This is a genomic window from Mesorhizobium sp. WSM4935 (assembly GCF_029625735.1).
Classification (GTDB): Bacteria; Pseudomonadota; Alphaproteobacteria; order Rhizobiales; family Rhizobiaceae; genus Mesorhizobium.
In genome coordinates this window covers 1-18,892 of record NZ_JARTVR010000031.1, presented here as the reverse complement: position 1 = coordinate 18,892, position 18,892 = coordinate 1, and the positions used below count along the sequence as shown (strand labels likewise).

15 protein-coding genes and 1 pseudogene are annotated in these 18,892 nt (G+C 63.1%); 14 read left to right on the top strand and 2 right to left on the bottom strand.

Features of this window, described 5'->3' with window-relative positions; genetic code table 11:
- From P9273_RS31740 to P9273_RS31695, 10 genes are all read left to right on the top strand, one after another.
- Positions 1-633: autotransporter outer membrane beta-barrel domain-containing protein (locus P9273_RS31740; protein WP_278052514.1), on the top strand; the 633-nt coding region annotated here is incomplete at its 5' end.
- A gap of 440 nt (positions 634-1,073) precedes the next feature.
- Positions 1,074-1,277, top strand: coding sequence for a preprotein translocase subunit SecE (secE, locus tag P9273_RS31735; RefSeq protein ID WP_027170383.1), 204 nt, complete (start codon positions 1,074-1,076; stop codon positions 1,275-1,277).
- Positions 1,278-1,304: 27 nt separating this feature from the next.
- A complete protein-coding gene (nusG, locus tag P9273_RS31730; RefSeq protein ID WP_041003121.1) occupies positions 1,305-1,832 on the top strand; it encodes a transcription termination/antitermination protein NusG in 528 nt (175 codons plus the stop codon).
- 163 nt (positions 1,833-1,995) lie between these two features.
- Positions 1,996-2,424 (top strand): 50S ribosomal protein L11, encoded by a 429-nt coding sequence (rplK, locus tag P9273_RS31725; protein WP_041003120.1) that lies wholly within the window; start codon positions 1,996-1,998, stop codon positions 2,422-2,424.
- Between the two features lie 4 nt (positions 2,425-2,428).
- On the top strand, positions 2,429-3,127 hold the full coding sequence (gene rplA, locus P9273_RS31720) for a 50S ribosomal protein L1 (protein ID WP_041003119.1): 699 nt from the start codon (positions 2,429-2,431) through the stop codon (positions 3,125-3,127).
- A gap of 372 nt (positions 3,128-3,499) precedes the next feature.
- Positions 3,500-4,018 (top strand): 50S ribosomal protein L10, encoded by a 519-nt coding sequence (rplJ, locus tag P9273_RS31715; RefSeq protein ID WP_041003118.1) that lies wholly within the window; start codon positions 3,500-3,502, stop codon positions 4,016-4,018.
- Between the two features lie 54 nt (positions 4,019-4,072).
- Positions 4,073-4,453, top strand: coding sequence for a 50S ribosomal protein L7/L12 (gene rplL / locus P9273_RS31710; protein WP_278052508.1), 381 nt, complete (start codon positions 4,073-4,075; stop codon positions 4,451-4,453).
- 268 nt (positions 4,454-4,721) lie between these two features.
- Positions 4,722-8,858, top strand: coding sequence for a DNA-directed RNA polymerase subunit beta (rpoB, locus tag P9273_RS31705; RefSeq protein WP_041003114.1), 4,137 nt, complete (start codon positions 4,722-4,724; stop codon positions 8,856-8,858).
- A 188-nt stretch (positions 8,859-9,046) separates the two neighbouring features.
- Positions 9,047-13,243 (top strand): DNA-directed RNA polymerase subunit beta', encoded by a 4,197-nt coding sequence (gene rpoC, locus P9273_RS31700; RefSeq protein WP_278052505.1) that lies wholly within the window; start codon positions 9,047-9,049, stop codon positions 13,241-13,243.
- Between the two features lie 82 nt (positions 13,244-13,325).
- A complete protein-coding gene (locus tag P9273_RS31695) occupies positions 13,326-13,991 on the top strand; it encodes an O-methyltransferase (RefSeq protein WP_278052503.1) in 666 nt (221 codons plus the stop codon).
- A 33-nt stretch (positions 13,992-14,024) separates the two neighbouring features.
- Here P9273_RS31695 and P9273_RS31690 read toward each other — a convergent pair whose 3' ends face one another.
- Together P9273_RS31690 and P9273_RS31685 are read right to left on the bottom strand one after the other, a co-directional pair.
- Positions 14,025-14,954 (bottom strand): Gfo/Idh/MocA family protein, encoded by a 930-nt coding sequence (locus tag P9273_RS31690; protein WP_278052502.1) that lies wholly within the window; start codon positions 14,952-14,954, stop codon positions 14,025-14,027.
- Between the two features lie 83 nt (positions 14,955-15,037).
- Positions 15,038-15,319 (bottom strand): hypothetical protein, encoded by a 282-nt coding sequence (locus tag P9273_RS31685; RefSeq protein ID WP_041003122.1) that lies wholly within the window; start codon positions 15,317-15,319, stop codon positions 15,038-15,040.
- Positions 15,320-15,780: 461 nt separating this feature from the next.
- Between P9273_RS31685 and rpsL the strand changes: the two genes are divergently transcribed.
- The 4 genes and pseudogenes from rpsL to P9273_RS31665 form a co-directional block, all read left to right on the top strand.
- Positions 15,781-16,152 carry a 30S ribosomal protein S12 gene (gene rpsL / locus P9273_RS31680; protein ID WP_006202128.1) on the top strand — a complete coding sequence of 124 codons (372 nt, stop codon included), beginning with the start codon at positions 15,781-15,783 and terminating at the stop codon, positions 16,150-16,152.
- 9 nt (positions 16,153-16,161) lie between these two features.
- Complete coding sequence (gene rpsG / locus P9273_RS31675) at positions 16,162-16,632, top strand: 30S ribosomal protein S7 (RefSeq protein WP_127229703.1); 471 nt, start codon at positions 16,162-16,164, stop codon at positions 16,630-16,632.
- 27 nt (positions 16,633-16,659) lie between these two features.
- Positions 16,660-18,750 (top strand): elongation factor G, encoded by a 2,091-nt coding sequence (fusA, locus tag P9273_RS31670; protein ID WP_041003104.1) that lies wholly within the window; start codon positions 16,660-16,662, stop codon positions 18,748-18,750.
- A gap of 65 nt (positions 18,751-18,815) precedes the next feature.
- Positions 18,816-18,892: pseudogene (locus tag P9273_RS31665) on the top strand (GTP-binding protein); the annotation flags it as partial.

Genomic DNA, 18,892 nt, shown 5'->3' with positions numbered 1-18,892 from the left:
GTCGGCTCCATCCGGGCCACCGGCTACGGCTTCGGCGGCACGCTGACCTGGTATGGCGACAACGGCTTCTATGCCGATGGCCAGGCCGAGGTGACCTGGTATGACAGTGATCTCAAGTCCGCCACGCTCGGCAGCGATCTCGCCAAGGGCAACACCGGCTTTGGCTATGCGCTGAGCATCGAGGCCGGCCAGAAGCTCGCGCTGCAAGGCAAGTGGACGCTGACGCCGCAGGCCCAGCTCTCTTACTCCTCGGTTCGCTTCAACAGCTTCACCGATCCGTTCGACGCGGCGGTGTCGCTGAGCAACAGCGATGTGCTTACCGGCCGGGCCGGGCTGTCGCTGGATTATGAGGACGCCTGGACGGGCGCCCAGGGCAAGGTCAGCCGCTCGCATCTCTATGGCATCGCCAACCTCTATTACGACTTCCTCGACGGCAACGACGTCGATGTGTCGGGGGTCGGCTTCCACGAGCACGACCAGCCGCTTTGGGGCGGGCTGGGGCTCGGCGGTTCGCTCTCCTGGGCCGACAACCGCTACACGGTCTTCGGCGAGGCCTTCGCCAAGTCGAGCCTCAAAGAGTTCGGCGACAGCCGATCGATCGGCGCCAAGCTCGGCTTCAGCGTCAAGTGGTGACAGTATGGGTAAAGCCGTCCGCCATTAGATTGTTCAGCCTCCAAAACCGCAAGTCGTAAATCGGAAGCCCTGCTGCCTGTGCCATTTTCCTGGGTCGCGGGCCGATGAGCGGCCGCTCCGGTGTTGAAAATCGGCGGATGGCTTGCCATATGGCGGAAATTGCGGCATAAGCCCCGCATAGCCGGGACGGGACGACTGGATGGTTCCGAGGCGGCGCTAGGACATAAAGCGGACCCTTGCCACTTGCGTGGATTAAGAATCGGTTTTATGTAGACAAGACAGACACGCGACGCGTGGAGCTGGGAAGCCGGCTTTACGCGTCTGATTTGCGTGGGTGAAATAGCGGCGCTGATTCGCGTCGCTTAGAGCCCAAGCGGTACGTCCCGGCCAGCGGGATCATCCAGGAGGCCCGGCCAACGGGTCTTGAACACAGGCGGCGCATGGCTTCGAAAACCACTAATCCCTTCACCTTTCTCCAGCAGGTTCGTGCGGAGACGGCCAAGGTGACATGGCCTTCGCGGCGCGAAACCATGATCTCGACCGTGATGGTCCTGGTGTTCGCGGTGATCGCGATGCTGTTCTTCTTCGCTGCCGATATTCTGATGGGCTATGCGATCGAGTGGATCCTGGGTCTCGGGCATTAATTCGGCGGTTTACGGAGAGGTCGTGAAATGACTGCGCGGTGGTATATCGTCCACGCCTATTCGAACTTCGAGAAGAAGGTCGCCGAGGACATCGAGAACAAGGCCAAGCAGAAGGGGCTGTCCGGCGAGATCGAGCAGATCGTGGTGCCGACCGAGAAGGTCGTCGAGATTCGCCGCGGCCGCAAGGTCGATGCTGAGCGCAAGTTCTTCCCGGGCTATGTGCTTCTGAAGGCCAATCTGACCGACGCCGTTTTCTCGCTGGTCAAGAACACGCCGAAGGTCACCGGCTTCCTGGGCGACTCCAAGCCCGTGCCGATCACCGAGACCGAGGCGCAGCGCATCCTGAACCAGGTCCAGGAAGGCGTCGAGCGGCCGAAGCCGTCGGTCACTTTCGAGATCGGCGAGGCGATCCGCGTTTCGGACGGTCCTTTCGCGTCTTTCAACGGCGTTGTGCAGGAAGTGGACGAGGAGCGTGCCCGCCTCAAGGTGGAAGTTTCGATCTTCGGGCGCGCCGTGCCGGTCGATCTGGAATTCGGACAGGTCGAAAAGGGCTGATCCGCATATCCGCGCCGAAAGGCGTCGGGGCGGTGCTTGAAGCGCCGCGTGAACGGGTGGGAGGCGATGGCGGCATAGCCGGCCGTCGGAGCCGCACCACCAGACTGCAACCGCCGGCGTTCCCCGGATCATGGGGCCGGCATAAGAAAAGGCAGGAATAGAGATGGCTAAGAAAGTTGCAGGCCAGCTCAAGCTCCAGGTTGCCGCGGGCTCGGCCACACCGTCGCCCCCGATCGGCCCGGCGCTTGGTCAGCGCGGCATCAACATCATGGAGTTCTGCAAGGCGTTCAACGCGCAGACACAGGAGATGGAGAAGGGGTCGCCGATCCCGGTCGTCATCACCTACTACCAGGACAAGTCGTTCACCTTCGTCATGAAGACGCCGCCGGTGAGCTACTTCCTGAAGAAGGCCGCCAACCTGAAGTCGGGCTCCAAGGAGCCGGGCAAGTCCAAGGTCGGCACGATCAGCCGCGACAAGGTGCGCGCGATCGCCGAGCAGAAGATGAAGGACCTGAACGCAAACGACGTCGAGGCGGCCATGCGCATGGTCGAGGGCTCCGCCCGCTCGATGGGCCTGGAAGTGGTGGGCTAAGATCATGGCAAAGATTGCAAAGCGTGTTGCCAAGAGCCGCGAAGGCATCGATCCGAACAAGGCTTACGCCCTCAACGAGGCGCTGCAGCTGCTCAAGGACCGGTCCACGGTGAAGTTCGACGAGACCGTCGAGATCTCGATGAATCTCGGCGTCGATCCGCGCCATGCCGACCAGATGGTCCGCGGCGTGGTCAACCTGCCGAACGGCACCGGCCGCTCGGTGCGCGTCGCGGTGTTTGCCCGTGGCGACAAGGCCGAGGAAGCCAAGGCCGCCGGAGCCGATGTGGTTGGCGCCGAGGACCTGGTCGACATCGTCCAGAAGGGCACGATCGATTTCGATCGCTGCATCGCCACCCCGGACATGATGCCGCTGGTCGGCCGTCTGGGCAAGGTGCTCGGCCCGCGCGGCATGATGCCGAACCCGAAGGTCGGCACCGTGACCACCGATGTCGCCGCCGCCGTCAAGGCTTCGAAGGGCGGCGCCGTCGAGTTCCGCGTCGAGAAGGCCGGCATCGTCCAGGCCGGCGTCGGCAAGGTCTCGTTCGACGTCAAGGCGCTGGAAGAGAACGTCCGCGCGTTCGCCGATGCGGTGAACAAGGCCAAGCCGGCGGGCGCCAAGGGCAACTACGTCAAGAAGGTGTCGGTCACCTCGACGATGGGCCCCGGCCTCAAGCTCGACATCGCGACGCTAGCCGCGTCGTAAGTGTCGTCCGGTCGGCCTTGAGCTGATCGTAACAAGAATTCCGGACCGCCGATCCGTCGGCGGCCCGGTACCCCGGAAGCCGAAAGGTTTCCGGATATCCTGTCCGAGATTGCAGGCGGCCCAAAAGCCTTAATTCACTTGGGCCTGCATGAGACGGGTGAAGACCCGACAAAGGAGCCGAAAAGCTCCAATGAAAGGTTCGAACCGTATTTGCCTTTTGTCAGCACATCGCCGGCTTGCCGTCGGTGGGCGAAAAGGGGGCAGGATCCTCGAGCGCCGTTCGGGAGATCCACGATTTGGATGGCCCGGCCGGCAAAAGGCAACCCGACTTCTGACCTCGAGAATGAGGCAGGGGTCAACTGGAGATAGGCAGTGGACAGAGCGGAAAAGCGCGAACTCGTCACGGGCCTGAACGAAGCGTTCTCGAGCGCGGGTTCAGTCGTCGTGGCCCACTACGCCGGTATCACCGTGGCGCAAATGAACGACCTCCGGTCGAAGATGCGCGCCGCCGGCGGCACCGTCAAAGTCGCGAAGAACCGTCTCGCCAAGATCGCTCTTCAGGGCACGGACTCCGCATCGATCGTCGATCTGTTCAAGGGACAGACGCTGGTCGCTTATTCGGAGGATCCGGTTGCGGCGCCGAAGGTCACTTCCGATTTCGCCAAGGGGAATGACAAGCTGATCATTCTCGGCGGCGCGATGGGCTCGACCTCGCTCAACGCCGATGGTGTCAAGGCGCTCGCCACGATGCCGTCGCTCGACGAGCTGCGCGCCAAGCTGGTTGGCATGATCGCCACGCCGGCTACCCGGATCGCCCAGATCGTCAATGCGCCCGCGGCTTCGGTCGCGCGCGTCATCGGCGCTTACGCCCGGAAGGACGAGGCGGCATGAGGCCGTTCCTCGCTGTCAACAACACACGTTCGAACCAACCAAAGGAATATCAAAATGGCTGATCTCGCGAAGATCGTAGACGACCTTTCGAAGCTGACCGTCCTCGAGGCGGCCGAGCTGTCGAAGCTCCTGGAAGAGAAGTGGGGCGTTTCGGCCGCCGCTCCGGTGGCTGTTGCCGCCGCTAGCGGTGGTGCTGCCGCTGCCGCTGCTCCGGCTGAAGAGAAGACGGAATTCGACGTTGTTCTCGCCGATGCCGGCGCCCAGAAGATCAACGTCATCAAGGAAGTCCGCGCCATCACCGGCCTTGGCCTCAAGGAAGCCAAGGACCTGGTCGAAGCGGCTCCGAAGCCGGTCAAGGAAGGCGTTTCCAAGGCCGACGCCGACAAGTTCAAGGCTCAGCTGGAAGCAGCTGGCGCCAAGGTCGAGCTGAAGTAAGCCTGTTAGGCGAGGGCGGACGGTCTCGCGCCGTTCGCCCCCTCCCTTGACTGAGGGAGGGCTTTGTTGCGCGAGGCGTTTGAAAACCTCTTTCCTGAGGGCCGAGAAGCGGCCTTCCGGAAACGGGTTTTCTCCCGTTTTAGCCGGAAGCCGCCAAGCGATTGGCAAGAGCGGCCGGAAAAACAGATAGGGGCAGCCGCCGAGGCCGCCCGTGGTGCAAGGCGAGCCGCGGCGAGGTTCGTCCCGAGTTTAGAGCTAAGGAGCGACGATGGCCCAGACCCAGACTTTCAATGGCCGCAGACGCGTACGCAAGTTCTTCGGAAAGATCCCGGAAGTTGCGGAGATGCCGAACCTCATCGAGGTTCAGAAGGCATCCTATGACCAGTTCCTGATGGTGGACGAGCCCAAGGGCGGCCGTCCGGACGAGGGGCTGCAGGCCGTTTTCAAGTCGGTCTTCCCGATCTCCGACTTTTCCGGCTCCTCCATGCTGGAGTTCGTGAAGTATGAGTTCGAGGCACCGAAATTCGACGTTGACGAGTGCCGTCAGCGTGACTTGACCTATGCTGCGCCGCTGAAGGTGACGCTGCGCCTCATCGTGTTCGATATCGACGAGGATACCGGCGCCAAGTCGATCAAGGACATCAAGGAGCAGGACGTCTACATGGGCGACATGCCGCTCATGACGTCGAACGGCACCTTCATCGTCAACGGCACCGAGCGCGTCATCGTCTCGCAGATGCACCGCTCGCCGGGCGTCTTCTTCGACCATGACAAGGGCAAGTCGCACTCGTCGGGCAAGCTTCTGTTTGCCGCGCGCGTCATTCCCTATCGCGGCTCGTGGCTCGACATCGAGTTCGATTCCAAGGACGTCGTGCACGCCCGCATCGACCGCCGCCGCAAGATCCCGGTGACGTCGCTCTTGATGGCGCTCGGCATGGACGGCGAAGAGATCCTGTCGACCTTCTACAACAAGATCACCTACAAGCGCTCCGGCGACCATTGGCGCATTCCGTTCAATGTCGAGCGGTTCCGCGGCCTCAAGGCCGTCGGCGATCTGGTCGATGCCGATACCGGTGAGGTCGTTGTCGAGGCCGGCAAGAAGATCACTGCCCGCCAGGCTCGCCAGCTTGGCGAGAAGGGTCTCAAGGCCATCAAGGCGACCGACGAGGACCTGCTTGGCAATTATCTCGCCGAGGACATCGTCAACTACGCCACCGGCGAGATCTTCCTCGAAGCCGGCGACGAGATCGACGACAAGACGCTGAAGGTGCTGCTCGGCACCGGCGAGGAAGAGATCCAGATCCTGGACATCGACCACGTCAATGTCGGCGCCTACATCCGCAACACCTTGGCCGTCGACAAGAACGAGAGCCGTCAGGACGCGCTGTTCGACATCTACCGTGTCATGCGCCCGGGCGAGCCGCCGACGCTCGAGACTGCCGAAGCCATGTTCAACTCGCTGTTCTTCGACAGCGAGCGCTATGACCTGTCGGCCGTCGGCCGCGTCAAGATGAACATGCGCCTCGAGCTCAAGGCCGAGGACACCGTGCGCGTGCTGCGCAAGGAAGACATCCTGGCCGTGGTCAAGACGCTGGTGGAATTGCGCGACGGCAAGGGCGAGATCGACGACATCGACAATCTCGGCAACCGCCGCGTGCGTTCGGTCGGCGAGCTCATGGAGAACCAGTACCGCGTCGGCCTGCTGCGCATGGAGCGTGCGATCAAGGAACGCATGTCCTCGATCGAGATCGACACGGTCATGCCGCAGGACCTGATCAACGCCAAGCCGGCGGCCGCCGCCGTTCGCGAGTTCTTCGGTTCCTCGCAGCTGTCGCAGTTCATGGACCAGACCAACCCGCTGTCGGAAATCACCCACAAGCGCCGCCTGTCGGCGCTTGGACCGGGCGGCCTGACCCGCGAGCGCGCCGGCTTCGAGGTGCGCGACGTGCATCCGACGCATTACGGCCGCATCTGCCCGATCGAGACGCCGGAAGGCCCGAATATCGGCCTAATCAACTCTCTGGCCACCTTCGCGCGCGTCAACAAGTACGGCTTCATTGAAAGCCCGTACCGCAAGATCGTGAATGGCAAGCTGACCAACGAGGTCGTCTACCTGTCGGCGATGGAAGAGGCCAAGCACTATGTCGCGCAGGCCAATGCCGAGCTCGACAAGAACGGCAGCTTCGTCGACGAGTTCGTCATTTGCCGTAACGCCGGCGAAGTGATGATGGCGCCGCGCGAGAACGTCGACCTGATGGACGTCTCGCCGAAGCAGATGGTGTCGGTCGCGGCAGCGCTCATCCCGTTCCTCGAGAACGATGACGCCAACCGCGCGCTGATGGGCTCGAACATGCAGCGTCAGGCCGTGCCGCTGGTGCGTGCCGAGGCGCCGTTCGTCGGCACCGGCATGGAGCCGATCGTCGCCCGTGACTCGGGCGCGGCCATCGGCGCCCGCCGTGGCGGCGTTGTCGACCAGGTGGACGCCACCCGTATCGTCATCCGCGCCACGGAGGATCTCGATCCCGGCAAGTCGGGCGTCGACATCTACCGGCTGATGAAGTTCCAGCGTTCGAACCAGAACACCTGCATCAACCAGCGTCCGCTGGTGCGCATGGGCGACCGCGTCAACAAGGGCGACATCATTGCCGACGGTCCGTCGACCGAGCTCGGCGATCTGGCGCTCGGCCGCAACGTGCTGGTCGCGTTCATGCCGTGGAACGGCTACAACTACGAGGACTCGATCCTGCTCTCCGAGCGCATTGTGGCCGACGACGTCTTCACCTCGATCCACATCGAGGAGTTTGAGGTCATGGCGCGCGACACCAAGCTCGGGCCGGAGGAAATCACGCGCGACATTCCGAACGTTTCGGAAGAGGCGTTGAAGAACCTCGACGAGGCCGGCATCGTCTATATTGGTGCCGAGGTGCAGCCGGGCGACATCCTGGTCGGCAAGATCACGCCGAAGGGCGAAAGCCCGATGACGCCGGAAGAGAAGCTTCTGCGCGCCATCTTCGGCGAGAAGGCCTCGGACGTCCGCGACACGTCCATGCGCATGCCTCCGGGCACCTTCGGTACGGTCGTCGAAGTGCGCGTCTTCAACCGCCACGGCGTGGAGAAGGACGAGCGAGCGATGGCGATCGAGCGCGAGGAGATCGAGCGTCTGGCCAAGGACCGCGACGACGAACAGGCGATCCTCGATCGCAACGTCTATGCGCGTCTTGCCGACATGCTGGCCGGCAAGGAGGCGATCGCCGGACCGAAGGGCTTCAAGAAGGGCTCGAAGCTCTCGAAGGACACGCTGGACGAGTATCCGCGTTCGCAGTGGTGGCAGTTCGCCGTCGAGAACGAGAAGCTCCAGGGCGAGCTCGAGGCTCTGCGCGGCCAGTACGACGAGTCCAAGAAGGCGCTCGAGCAGCGCTTCATGGACAAGGTCGAGAAGGTGCAGCGCGGCGACGAAATGCCTCCGGGTGTCATGAAGATGGTCAAGGTCTTCGTGGCGGTGAAGCGCAAGATGCAGCCGGGCGACAAGATGGCCGGCCGTCACGGCAACAAGGGTGTCGTGTCGCGCATCGTTCCGGTCGAGGACATGCCTTTCCTCGAGGACGGCACGCATGCCGATATCGTGCTCAACCCGCTGGGCGTGCCGAGCCGCATGAATGTCGGCCAGATCCTGGAAACGCATCTGGGCTGGGCTTGCGCAGGCATGGGCAGGAAGATCGGCGAGCTGATCGACGCGTATAAGGCGGGCGGCGACATCAAGCCGCTGCGCAAGACGCTGGAAAGCTTCATGCCGGCCAACGACCGCAACGAACCGATCCGCGACTATGACGACGAGAGCATCGTTCGCCTGAGCGAGCAGATGCGCCGCGGCGTCTCTATCGCAACCCCGGTGTTCGACGGCGCGCACGAGGCCGACATCAACACCATGCTGGAGCAGGCTGGCCTGCATACCAGCGGTCAGTCGCAGCTCTATGACGGCCGCACCGGCGAGCCGTTCGATCGCAAGGTGACGATGGGCTATATCTACATGCTCAAGTTGCACCACCTGGTGGACGACAAGATCCACGCGCGTTCGATCGGTCCGTACTCGCTGGTCACCCAGCAGCCGCTGGGCGGCAAGGCGCAGTTCGGCGGCCAGCGCTTCGGCGAAATGGAGGTTTGGGCGCTCGAGGCCTACGGCGCCGCCTACACGCTGCAGGAAATGCTGACGGTGAAGTCGGACGACGTCGCCGGCCGCACCAAGGTGTACGAAGCGATCGTGCGCGGCGATGACACCTTCGAGGCGGGCATTCCGGAGAGCTTCAACGTTCTCGTCAAGGAAATGCGTTCGCTCGGTCTCAATGTCGAGCTGGAGAACACCCAGCTCGAAGAGGTCCCGACGCGTCTGCCAGACGCTGCCGAGTAAGGCCATGGCGCGCCGCTCTTTGAAGATTGCGGCGCGCCCCGAGCATGACCCCGAAAAGTGGACCGCCGGTTTTCGGACAAGGTCATGCTCAACCAAGAAATCTGCGGTCGGTTTGACCGGCCAGTCTGCGGACAAATCGTCCGCGATCGATTGAAGGGGTTATCGAGGACCCCGAAAAGGAGAACGGCATGAACCAAGAGGTCATGAATCTCTTCAACCCGCAGGCGCCTGCGCAGGTGTTCGATTCCATCCGGATCTCGCTTGCCAGCCCAGAGAAGATTCTGTCCTGGTCGTTCGGCGAGATCAAGAAGCCGGAGACCATCAACTACCGCACCTTCAAGCCGGAGCGTGACGGCCTGTTCTGCGCGCGCATTTTTGGCCCGATCAAGGACTATGAGTGCCTGTGCGGCAAGTACAAGCGCATGAAGTACAAGGGTGTCATCTGCGAAAAGTGCGGCGTCGAAGTCACGCTGTCGCGCGTTCGCCGCGAGCGCATGGGCCATATCGAGCTCGCCGCGCCCGTCGCCCATATCTGGTTCCTGAAGTCGCTGCCTTCGCGCATCGGCACGCTGCTCGACATGACCCTCAAGGACATCGAGCGCGTGCTCTACTTCGAGAACTACATCGTCACCGAGCCGGGCCTCACCGCGCTGAAGGAAAACCAGCTCCTCAGCGAGGAGGAGTACATGCTTGCCGTCGACGAGTATGGCGAGGATAGCTTCACCGCCATGATCGGCGCCGAAGCCATCCATGACCTGCTTGCCGGCATGGACCTGGAGAAGATCGCCGGCGACCTGCGTACGGAGCTGGCTTCGACCACGTCCGAGCTCAAGCAGAAGAAGTACCTGAAGCGGCTCAAGGTCGTCGAAAACTTCATGGAATCCGGCAACCGTCCGGAATGGATGATCATGAAGGTGGTGCCGGTGATCCCGCCGGACCTGCGCCCGCTCGTCCCGCTGGACGGCGGCCGTTTCGCCACCTCCGACCTTAACGATCTCTATCGCCGCGTCATCAACCGCAACAACCGCCTGAAGCGGCTGATCGAGCTGCGCGCGCCCGGCATCATCGTGCGCAACGAGAAGCGCATGCTGCAGGAAGCCGTCGACGCGCTGTTCGACAACGGCCGGCGCGGCCGCGTCATCACCGGCGCCAACAAGCGCCCGCTGAAGTCTCTGTCCGACATGCTCAAGGGCAAGCAGGGCCGGTTCCGCCAGAACCTGCTCGGCAAGCGCGTGGACTATTCCGGCCGCTCGGTTATCGTGACCGGTCCGGAGCTGAAGCTGCATCAGTGCGGCCTGCCGAAGAAGATGGCGCTCGAGCTCTTCAAGCCCTTCATCTACGCCCGTCTCGACGCCAAGGGTTTCTCCTCGACCGTCAAGCAGGCGAAGAAGCTGGTCGAGAAGGAGCGTCCGGAGGTTTGGGATATCCTCGACGAGGTCATCCGCGAGCATCCGGTGCTGTTGAACCGCGCGCCGACGCTGCACCGCCTCGGCATCCAGGCGTTCGAGCCGACCCTGATCGAAGGCAAGGCGATCCAGCTGCATCCGCTGGTCTGCACTGCCTTCAACGCCGACTTCGACGGCGACCAGATGGCGGTCCACGTACCGCTGTCCTTGGAAGCGCAGCTCGAAGCCCGCGTGCTGATGATGTCGACCAACAACATCCTGCACCCGGCCTCGGGCGCGCCGATCATCGTGCCGTCGCAGGACATGGTTCTCGGTCTCTACTATCTCTCGATCGTCAACCAGAACGAGCCGGGCGAAGGCATGGTGTTTGCCGACATGGGCGAACTCCAGCACGCGCTGGAGACCAAGGCCGTGACGCTGCACGCCAAGATCAAGGGCCGCTTCCGCACCGTCGATGCCGAAGGCAACGTCGTGTCGAAGATCTACGACACCACGCCTGGCCGCATGATCATCGGCGAGCTTCTGCCGAAGAACGTCAACGTTCCGTATGACATCGCCAACCAGGAGATGACCAAGAAGAACATCTCCAAGATGATCGACACCGTCTACCGCCATTGCGGTCAGAAGGAGACGGTTATCTTCTGCGACCGCATCATGGCGCTCGGCTTTGCCCATGCCTGCCGTGCCGGCATTTCGTTCGGCAAGGACGACATGGTCATTCCGGACACCAAGCTGAAGCTTGTTTCCGACACCGAGGCTTTGGCCAAGGAATACGAGCAGCAGTACAATGACGGCCTGATCACGCAGGGCGAGAAATACAACAAGGTCGTCGACGCCTGGGCCAAGTGCTCGGAAAAGGTCGCCGACGAGATGATGGCGCGCATCAAGGCGGTGGAATTCGAGGAAAACGGCCGTCAGAAGCCGATGAACTCGATCTACATGATGTCGCATTCGGGTGCGCGTGGTTCGCCCACCCAGATGCGTCAGCTCGCCGGCATGCGCGGCCTGATGGCCAAGCCCTCGGGTGAAATCATCGAGACGCCGATCATCTCGAACTTCAAGGAAGGCCTCACCGTGCTCGAGTACTTCAACTCGACCCACGGCGCCCGCAAGGGTCTGGCCGACACCGCCTTGAAGACGGCGAACTCGGGTTACCTCACCCGCCGCCTCGTCGACGTGGCGCAGGACTGCATCGTCAATTCGCTGGATTGCGGCACCGACAAGGGCCTCACCATGCAGCCGATCGTCGATGCCGGCCAGATCGTCGCCTCGGTCGGCCAGCGCGTGCTGGGCCGCACCGCGCTCGACGACATCAACCATCCGGTGACCGGCGAGGTGCTGGTCAAGGCCGGCAAGCTGATGGACGAGCGCGATGTGGAGCAGATCGAAAAGGCCGGCGTGCAGTCGGTCCGCATCCGTTCGGCGCTGACCTGCGAGGTCAGGACCGGCGTGTGCGCCGTCTGCTACGGACGCGACCTGGCCCGCGGCACCCCCGTCAACCAGGGCGAGGCCGTCGGCGTCATCGCGGCGCAGTCGATCGGCGAGCCGGGCACCCAGCTCACCATGCGTACCTTCCATATGGGCGGCACGGCGCAGGTGGTGGATTCTTCCTTCCTTGAAGCCTCCTATGAGGGCAAGGTCCAGATCCGCAACCGCAACGTGGTGCGCAACTCGGAAGGCCAGCAGATGGTCATGGGCCGCAACATGGCGGTTCTCATCCTCGATGAGACCGGCAAGGAGCGCGCCACGCATCGCGTCGCCTATGGTTCGCGCATCTTCGTGGACGACGGCGACAAGGTGAAGCGCGGCCAGCGTATCGCCGAGTGGGATCCCTACACCCGCCCGATCCTCACCGAAATCGAGGGTCGCGTGGCGTTCGAGGACCTGGTCGACGGCATCTCCGTCCAGGAAACGGCCGACGAGTCGACCGGCATCACCAAGCGTGAGGTCATCGACTGGCGTTCGACGCCGCGCGGCAGCGACCTGAAGCCCGCGATCGTCATCCAGGACGCCAAGGGCAAGGTCGGCAAGCTGTCGAAGGGCGGCGATGCGCGCTTCCTGCTCTCCGTCGAGGCCATCCTCTCGGTCGAGCCTGGCGCGCATGTGAAGCCTGGCGACGTGCTTGCGCGTATCCCGATGGAAAGCGCCAAGACAAAGGACATCACCGGTGGTCTGCCGCGTGTTGCGGAACTGTTCGAGGCTCGCCGTCCGAAGGATCACGCCATCATCGCCGAGATCGATGGCACGGTCCGCTTCGGCCGCGACTACAAGAACAAGCGCCGCATCATCATCGAGCCGCATGACTCGACGCTGGAGCCGGTGGAGTACCTGATCCCGAAGGGCAAGCCGTTCCATCTCCAGGACGGCGACGTCATCGAGAAGGGCGACTACATCCTCGACGGCAACCCGGCGCCGCACGACATCCTGGCGATCAAGGGCGTGGAGGCGCTGGCCTCTTACCTCGTCAACGAGATCCAGGAGGTCTACCGTCTGCAGGGCGTGTCGATCAACGACAAGCACATCGAGGTGATCGTTCGCCAGATGCTGCAGAAGGTCGAGATCACCGCGCAGGGCGACTCGACCTACATTCCGGGCGACCATGTCGACGTGATCGAGCTGGAAGAGGTCAACGAGCGCCTGATCGAGGACGGCAAGAAGCCGGCCGAAGGTCAGCCGGTGCTGCTCGGCATCACCAAGGCCTCGCTGCAGACGCCGTCCTTCATCTCGGCCGCCTCCTTCCAGGAGACGACCAGGGTGCTCACCGAGGCGGCGGTTGCCGGCAAGACCGACATGCTGCAGGGCCTGAAGGAAAACGTCATCGTCGGCCGTCTGATTCCGGCCGGCACCGGCGGCACGATGAGCCAGATCCGGCGCATCGCCACCTCGCGCGACGAGCTCATCATCGACGAGCGCCGCAAGGCCTCCGGTGTCGAGGTCGCCGAGCCGATGCTGACCGACATGGTTAACGCCGCGCAGTAAGCGGCATGGATATGAGAAACGAAGAGAAGGGGCCCGCGCGGGCCCCTTTTTTGCATTTCGGCTTCATCAACGAGGAAGAGCTATGAGCAGCAAGACCTGGACGGCTGTCGACGACTACATCGTTTCGTCTCTTTTCGGCGAGGACCGCGTGCTGGACGCAGTGCTCAAGGCCAACCGCGACGAGGGCCTGCCGGCGATCGACGTCTCGGCCGCGCAGGGCAAATTCCTGTCGCTGCTGGTGCGCATCCGCGGCGCGAAAAAGGTGCTGGAGGTCGGCACGCTCGGCGGCTATTCGACCATCTGCATGGCGAGGGGATTGCCGGCGGATGGCAAGGTGGTGACGCTGGAGCTCGACCCGCACCATGCCAAGGTCGCGCGCTCGAATTTCGAGCGGGCAGGGGTTTCCGACAAGGTCGACCTGCGGGTCGGTCCGGCGCTTCAATCGCTCGCCGTGCTGGCGGACGAGAATGCCGGTGCGTTCGACCTGATCTTCATCGACGCCGACAAGCCCAACAACCCGAATTATCTGAACTGGGCGATGAAGCTGTCGCGCCCCGGCACCGTCATCGTCTGCGACAACGTCATCCGCGACGGCGCGGTCCTGAAAAAGAACAGCGGCGACGCCAATGTCGAAGGCGCTCGCGCCGCGTTTTCCTTCATCGGCGGCGAGAAGCGGCTGGACGGCACGGCCATCCAGACCGTTGGCGCCAAGGGTTATGACGGCTTTGCCATCGCAATCGTCGAGTGAGGGTACCGTTCGCCTCGGCGCGTTGTCGCTGCCTCAGTCGAAAAACGCCTCGACCACGTTGCGCTTGCCAAGCATGAATGCGTCGGCCACGTGCTGCAGCGGCGCGAGGTCGACGTCGGAAGTCCCGGCGCGGACGATCTGGGCGAACCGCTTGTAGAGCATCGGATACTCGGCCTCCGGTTCGTCATGGATGATCTTGCCGTCGACGGCGAGCTTCGCGCCGCCGCCCGAAAGCACCATCCTGCCCCTGTCAGTTTCGGCGACGATGTCCCAGCTCTGCGGACCAGTCTGCAGCCAGTCGAGCTCCATCGTCACCGGCAAGCCGTTGGAGGTGCGGAAGGCAACATGAGCCGCGACCGGTGCCGCACGGTTTTCGGGAAAGTCGAGCACGGCCGAGGTGATGAACATCGGCGGCAGGATGTGGGTGGCGATCGACAGTGCGTTGATGCCCGGGTCGAAGACACCGAAGCCGCCCGGTTCCCAGATCCATTCCTGGTTCGGATGCCAGCGGCGCACGTCTTCCTTCCAATTGATGGCGGCCGAGGTCAGCCTGGCCGAGGCGAGGAAGGCGCGCGCGGCCTCCACCGCCGGCGCGTAACGCGAATGCCAGCTGGCAAAGAGCGAGACGCCGTTCTTTTCGGCCAGCGCCTTGAGATGCTCGACCTCGCTGACCGTGGCGCCCGGCGGCTTTTCGAGGAACACGTGCTTCTTTGCTTCCAGCGCGGTGCGCGCGGCGTCGTAGCGGAACTGCGGCGGCATGCAGAGCGAGACGGCCTCCAGGCCGGGTTCGGCCGCAAGCATCGCTTCGATCGTCGGGTAGTTCGCAATGCCGTCGACCTTGCCGTGGCGGCTCGCCGCGGCGGCGAGCCGGTAATCGCTGTCCTTGGCGACCGCCGGCAGATGCTGGTCGCGCACGATCTTGCCCACGCCGACGATGCCGAGCTGGATGGGATTGCTGGTCATGGGAACTCCGGAAGAAATGGCTTTCTAGGTAGGGGATCGTTGGCGGATGGAGCAGGGAAGGGACGTTGCGCCGGACAGCGAGCTCAGGATGGCTCGTCGAAGGTGACGATCGAGACCTCGCCCTCGAGCGCGCCCTGATAGGCCGACAGATGCGGCTCCTCGTCGGGCTCGCCTTCCATGTCGCCGATCTGGTCGAGCTCGGCCTCCGCGAATCCTTCCGCGGCCAGCGATTCGAGCGCGCGGCGCACGGCGGAATCATCGTCGGGCGCCACCAGCATCACATGCACGCCTTCCGGCTTGCCGCCTTTCTTGCGCCAGACCCGTCCGGTGATGATGGTGACCGGCCGTTCTTCATTGTCGTTCACGGGCTGATTCCTCATTTGCCGGGAGATTGTCCGGTTCAAGCCGCCTTTTGGCACGAAGCGGGCCGGGAAGACAGCCGCAAGCCGGTCACTTTCTTCCTTGCCCTTGAAAAAAGACGCAAGAAAATTACATGCGCTTTTCGCATGGCTGCCCAGCCCCGAATTGACCGCAATATTTGCCGTTGCGGGGTTGACGGACATCGGCCTTGCGAGTAGAAGCCGCCCCGTCAGAACCGATGTGAGACTTGCCTTTCCGAGGCGACGCGCTTTGGAGTTTGTCTCAAACAGGGTTCGTTTTACGAGCGAAAAGACATCTCCGGCGCGCATGAAGCGGGTTCCGCTTCCTCTGCAATTTGTTCGGGCAGGACCGCGAGACGCGGTGTGTTGCCCGAATTTGCGTATGGAAATGACGCTTTGAGCGGCCCTGACAGGGCAGACACGGAATTGAGACACAAGAGGGTTTAATGCCTACCGTCAACCAGCTGATCCGCAAGCCGCGCCTGGCGCCGGTGAAGCGCAACAAGGTCCCGGCCATGCAGCAGAACCCGCAGAAGCGGGGCGTCTGCACGCGCGTCTACACCACGACGCCGAAGAAGCCGAACTCGGCGCTGCGCAAGGTGGCCAAGATTCGCCTGACCAACGGCTTTGAAGTGATCGGCTACATCCCGGGCGAAGGTCACAACCTTCAGGAGCACTCGGTGGTCATGATCCGCGGCGGCCGCGTCAAGGATCTGCCGGGCGTCCGCTACCACATCATCCGCGGCGTGCTCGACACGCAGGGTGTGAAGAACCGCAAGCAGCGTCGTTCGAAATACGGCGCCAAGCGTCCGAAGTAAGGGTTTCCCATGTCCCGTCGTCACAGTGCAGAAAAGCGAGAGATCAATCCGGACCCCAAGTTCGGCGATCTCGTCGTCACCAAGTTCATGAACGCCGTCATGTATGACGGCAAGAAGTCGGTTGCCGAGACCATCGTCTACGGCGCCCTGGACCAGGTCCAGGCCAAGACCAAGCAGGAGCCGGTCACCGTCTTCCATCAGGCGCTCGACAATGTCGCGCCGCATGTGGAAGTGCGCTCGCGTCGCGTTGGCGGCGCCACCTACCAGGTTCCGGTCGATGTGCGCCCCGAGCGCCGTCAGGCGCTGGCGATCCGCTGGCTGATCGCCGCGGCCCGCAACCGCAACGAGACCACTATGGTCGACCGCCTCTCGGGCGAGCTGATGGACGCGGCCAACAACCGCGGCACCGCCGTCAAGAAGCGTGAAGACACCCACAAGATGGCGGAAGCCAACCGCGCCTTCGCGCATTACCGCTGGTAACGCGAAAGAGACTGAGAGGCACCTCCCATGGCCCGCGAATACAAAATCGAAGACTACCGCAATTTCGGTATCATGGCGCATATCGACGCCGGCAAGACGACGACGACCGAGCGCGTCCTGTACTACACGGGCAAGTCGCACAAGATCGGCGAAGTCCATGACGGCGCTGCCACCATGGACTGGATGGAGCAGGAGCAGGAACGCGGCATCACCATCACGTCGGCCGCGACCACGACCTTCTGGAAGGGTCGCGACGGCAAGATGCGCCGCTTCAACATCATCGATACCCCCGGACACGTCGACTTCACCATCGAGGTCGAGCGTTCGCTGCGCGTGCTCGACGGCGCTATCGCGCTGCTCGACGCCAATGCCGGTGTTGAGCCGCAGACCGAGACCGTGTGGCGCCAGGCCGACAAGTACCACGTGCCGCGCATGATCTTCTGCAACAAGATGGACAAGATCGGTGCCGACTTCTACCGCTCGGTGGACATGATCGGCTCGCGCCTCGGTGCGCAGGCCGTCGTCATGCAGTTGCCGATCGGCGCCGAGACCGAGTTCAAGGGCGTCGTCGACCTCGTCGAGATGAACGCGCTTGTGTGGCGTGACGAGACCCTGGGCGCCGCCTGGGATGTCGTCGAGATCCCGGCCGACCTCAAGGAAAAGGCCGCGCAGTATCGCGAGAAGATGATCGAAGCCGCCGTCGAAATGGACGAGACCGCGCTCGAGAACTACCTCGAAGGCAACATGCCGTCGAATGACGAGATCCGCGCGCTGATCCGCAAGGGCACCATCGCGGTCAAGTTCTTCCCGATGTTCTGCGGCTCGGCCTTCAAGAACAAGGGCGTGCAGCCGCTGCTCGACGCCGTCGTCGAATACCTGCCGTCGCCGATCGACGTGCCGGCCATCAAGGGCGTCGACGCCAAGACCGACGCCGAGATCGAGCGTCATGCCGATGACAACGAGCCGCTGTCGATGCTGGCGTTCAAGATCATGAACGACCCGTTCGTCGGTTCGCTGACCTTCGCCCGCATCTATTCGGGCAAGCTCACCAAGGGCACCTCGCTCGACAACACGGTGAAGGGCAAGAAGGAGCGCATCGGCCGCATGCTGCAGATGCATGCCAACTCGCGCGCCGACATCGAGGAAGCCTATGCCGGCGACATCGTTGCGCTGGCAGGCCTCAAGGACACGACCACCGGCGATACGCTCTGCGATCCGCTGCACCCGGTCATCCTCGAGCGCATGGAATTCCCCGATCCGGTTATCCAGATCGCCATCGAGCCGAAGACCAAGAACGACCAGGAAAAGATGGGCCTCGCGCTGCATCGCCTGGCGGCCGAGGATCCGTCCTTCCGCGTCAAGACCGACGAGGAATCGGGCCAGACCATCATCGCCGGCATGGGCGAGCTGCATCTCGACATCATCGTCGACCGCATGCGCCGCGAGTTCAAGGTGGAAGCCAATGTCGGTGCCCCGCAGGTGGCCTATCGCGAGACGATCACCCGCACGCACGAGCAGGACTACACGCACAAGAAGCAGACTGGCGGTACCGGCCAGTTCGCCCGCGTCAAGATCCTGTTCGAGCCGAACACCGAGAGCGAAGAGTTTGTGTTCGAGTCCAAGATCGTCGGCGGTGCGGTTCCGAAGGAATACATCCCGGGCGTCGAGAAGGGTATCCAGAGCGTCATGGGTTCCGGCCCGTTCGCCGGCTTCCCGATGATCGGCGTCAAGGCGACCCTCATCGACGGCGCCTTCCACGACGTCGACTCCTCGGTGCTGGCGTTCGAAATCGCCTCCCGAGCCTGCTTCAAGGAAGCCGCTCCGCGCCTCGGCGTGCAGCTGCTGGAGCCGATCATGAAGGTCGAGGTCGTGACGCCGGAAGATTATGTCGGCGGCGTCATCGGCGACCTCAACGGCCGCCGTGGCCAGATCCAGGGTCAGGAAGCGCGCGGCGTTGCCGTCGTCATCAACGCGATGGTGCCGCTCGCGAACATGTTCAAGTACGTCGACAATCTGCGTTCGATGTCGCAGGGCCGCGCCCAGTACACGATGCAGTTCGACCACTACGAACCGGTTCCGACCGCGGTCGCCCAGGAAGTTCAGAAGAAATACGCGTAACTCGAGCGGGTTGCACGAGACCTTAATTCAAGGCCCGCACGGGCAGGCAGGAATGGAGAGATCACATGGCAAAAGGTAAATTCGAGCGCACCAAGCCGCATGTGAACATTGGCACGATCGGTCACGTCGATCATGGCAAGAC

Bases quoted from the DNA above. Each gene is read 5' to 3' on its own strand.
- secE (WP_027170383.1), top strand. From the start codon at position 1,074: ATGGCTTCGAAAACCACTAATCCCTTCACCTTTCTCCAGCAGGTTCGT.
- nusG (WP_041003121.1), top strand. From the start codon at position 1,305: ATGACTGCGCGGTGGTATATCGTCCACGCCTATTCGAACTTCGAGAAG.
- rplK (WP_041003120.1), top strand. From the start codon at position 1,996: ATGGCTAAGAAAGTTGCAGGCCAGCTCAAGCTCCAGGTTGCCGCGGGC.
- rplA (WP_041003119.1), top strand. From the start codon at position 2,429: ATGGCAAAGATTGCAAAGCGTGTTGCCAAGAGCCGCGAAGGCATCGAT.
- rplL (WP_278052508.1), top strand. From the start codon at position 4,073: ATGGCTGATCTCGCGAAGATCGTAGACGACCTTTCGAAGCTGACCGTC.
- rpoB (WP_041003114.1), top strand. From the start codon at position 4,722: ATGGCCCAGACCCAGACTTTCAATGGCCGCAGACGCGTACGCAAGTTC.
- rpoC (WP_278052505.1), top strand. From the start codon at position 9,047: ATGAACCAAGAGGTCATGAATCTCTTCAACCCGCAGGCGCCTGCGCAG.
- P9273_RS31695 (WP_278052503.1), top strand. From the start codon at position 13,326: ATGAGCAGCAAGACCTGGACGGCTGTCGACGACTACATCGTTTCGTCT.
- P9273_RS31690 (WP_278052502.1), bottom strand. From the start codon at position 14,954: ATGACCAGCAATCCCATCCAGCTCGGCATCGTCGGCGTGGGCAAGATC.
- rpsL (WP_006202128.1), top strand. From the start codon at position 15,781: ATGCCTACCGTCAACCAGCTGATCCGCAAGCCGCGCCTGGCGCCGGTG.
- rpsG (WP_127229703.1), top strand. From the start codon at position 16,162: ATGTCCCGTCGTCACAGTGCAGAAAAGCGAGAGATCAATCCGGACCCC.
- fusA (WP_041003104.1), top strand. From the start codon at position 16,660: ATGGCCCGCGAATACAAAATCGAAGACTACCGCAATTTCGGTATCATG.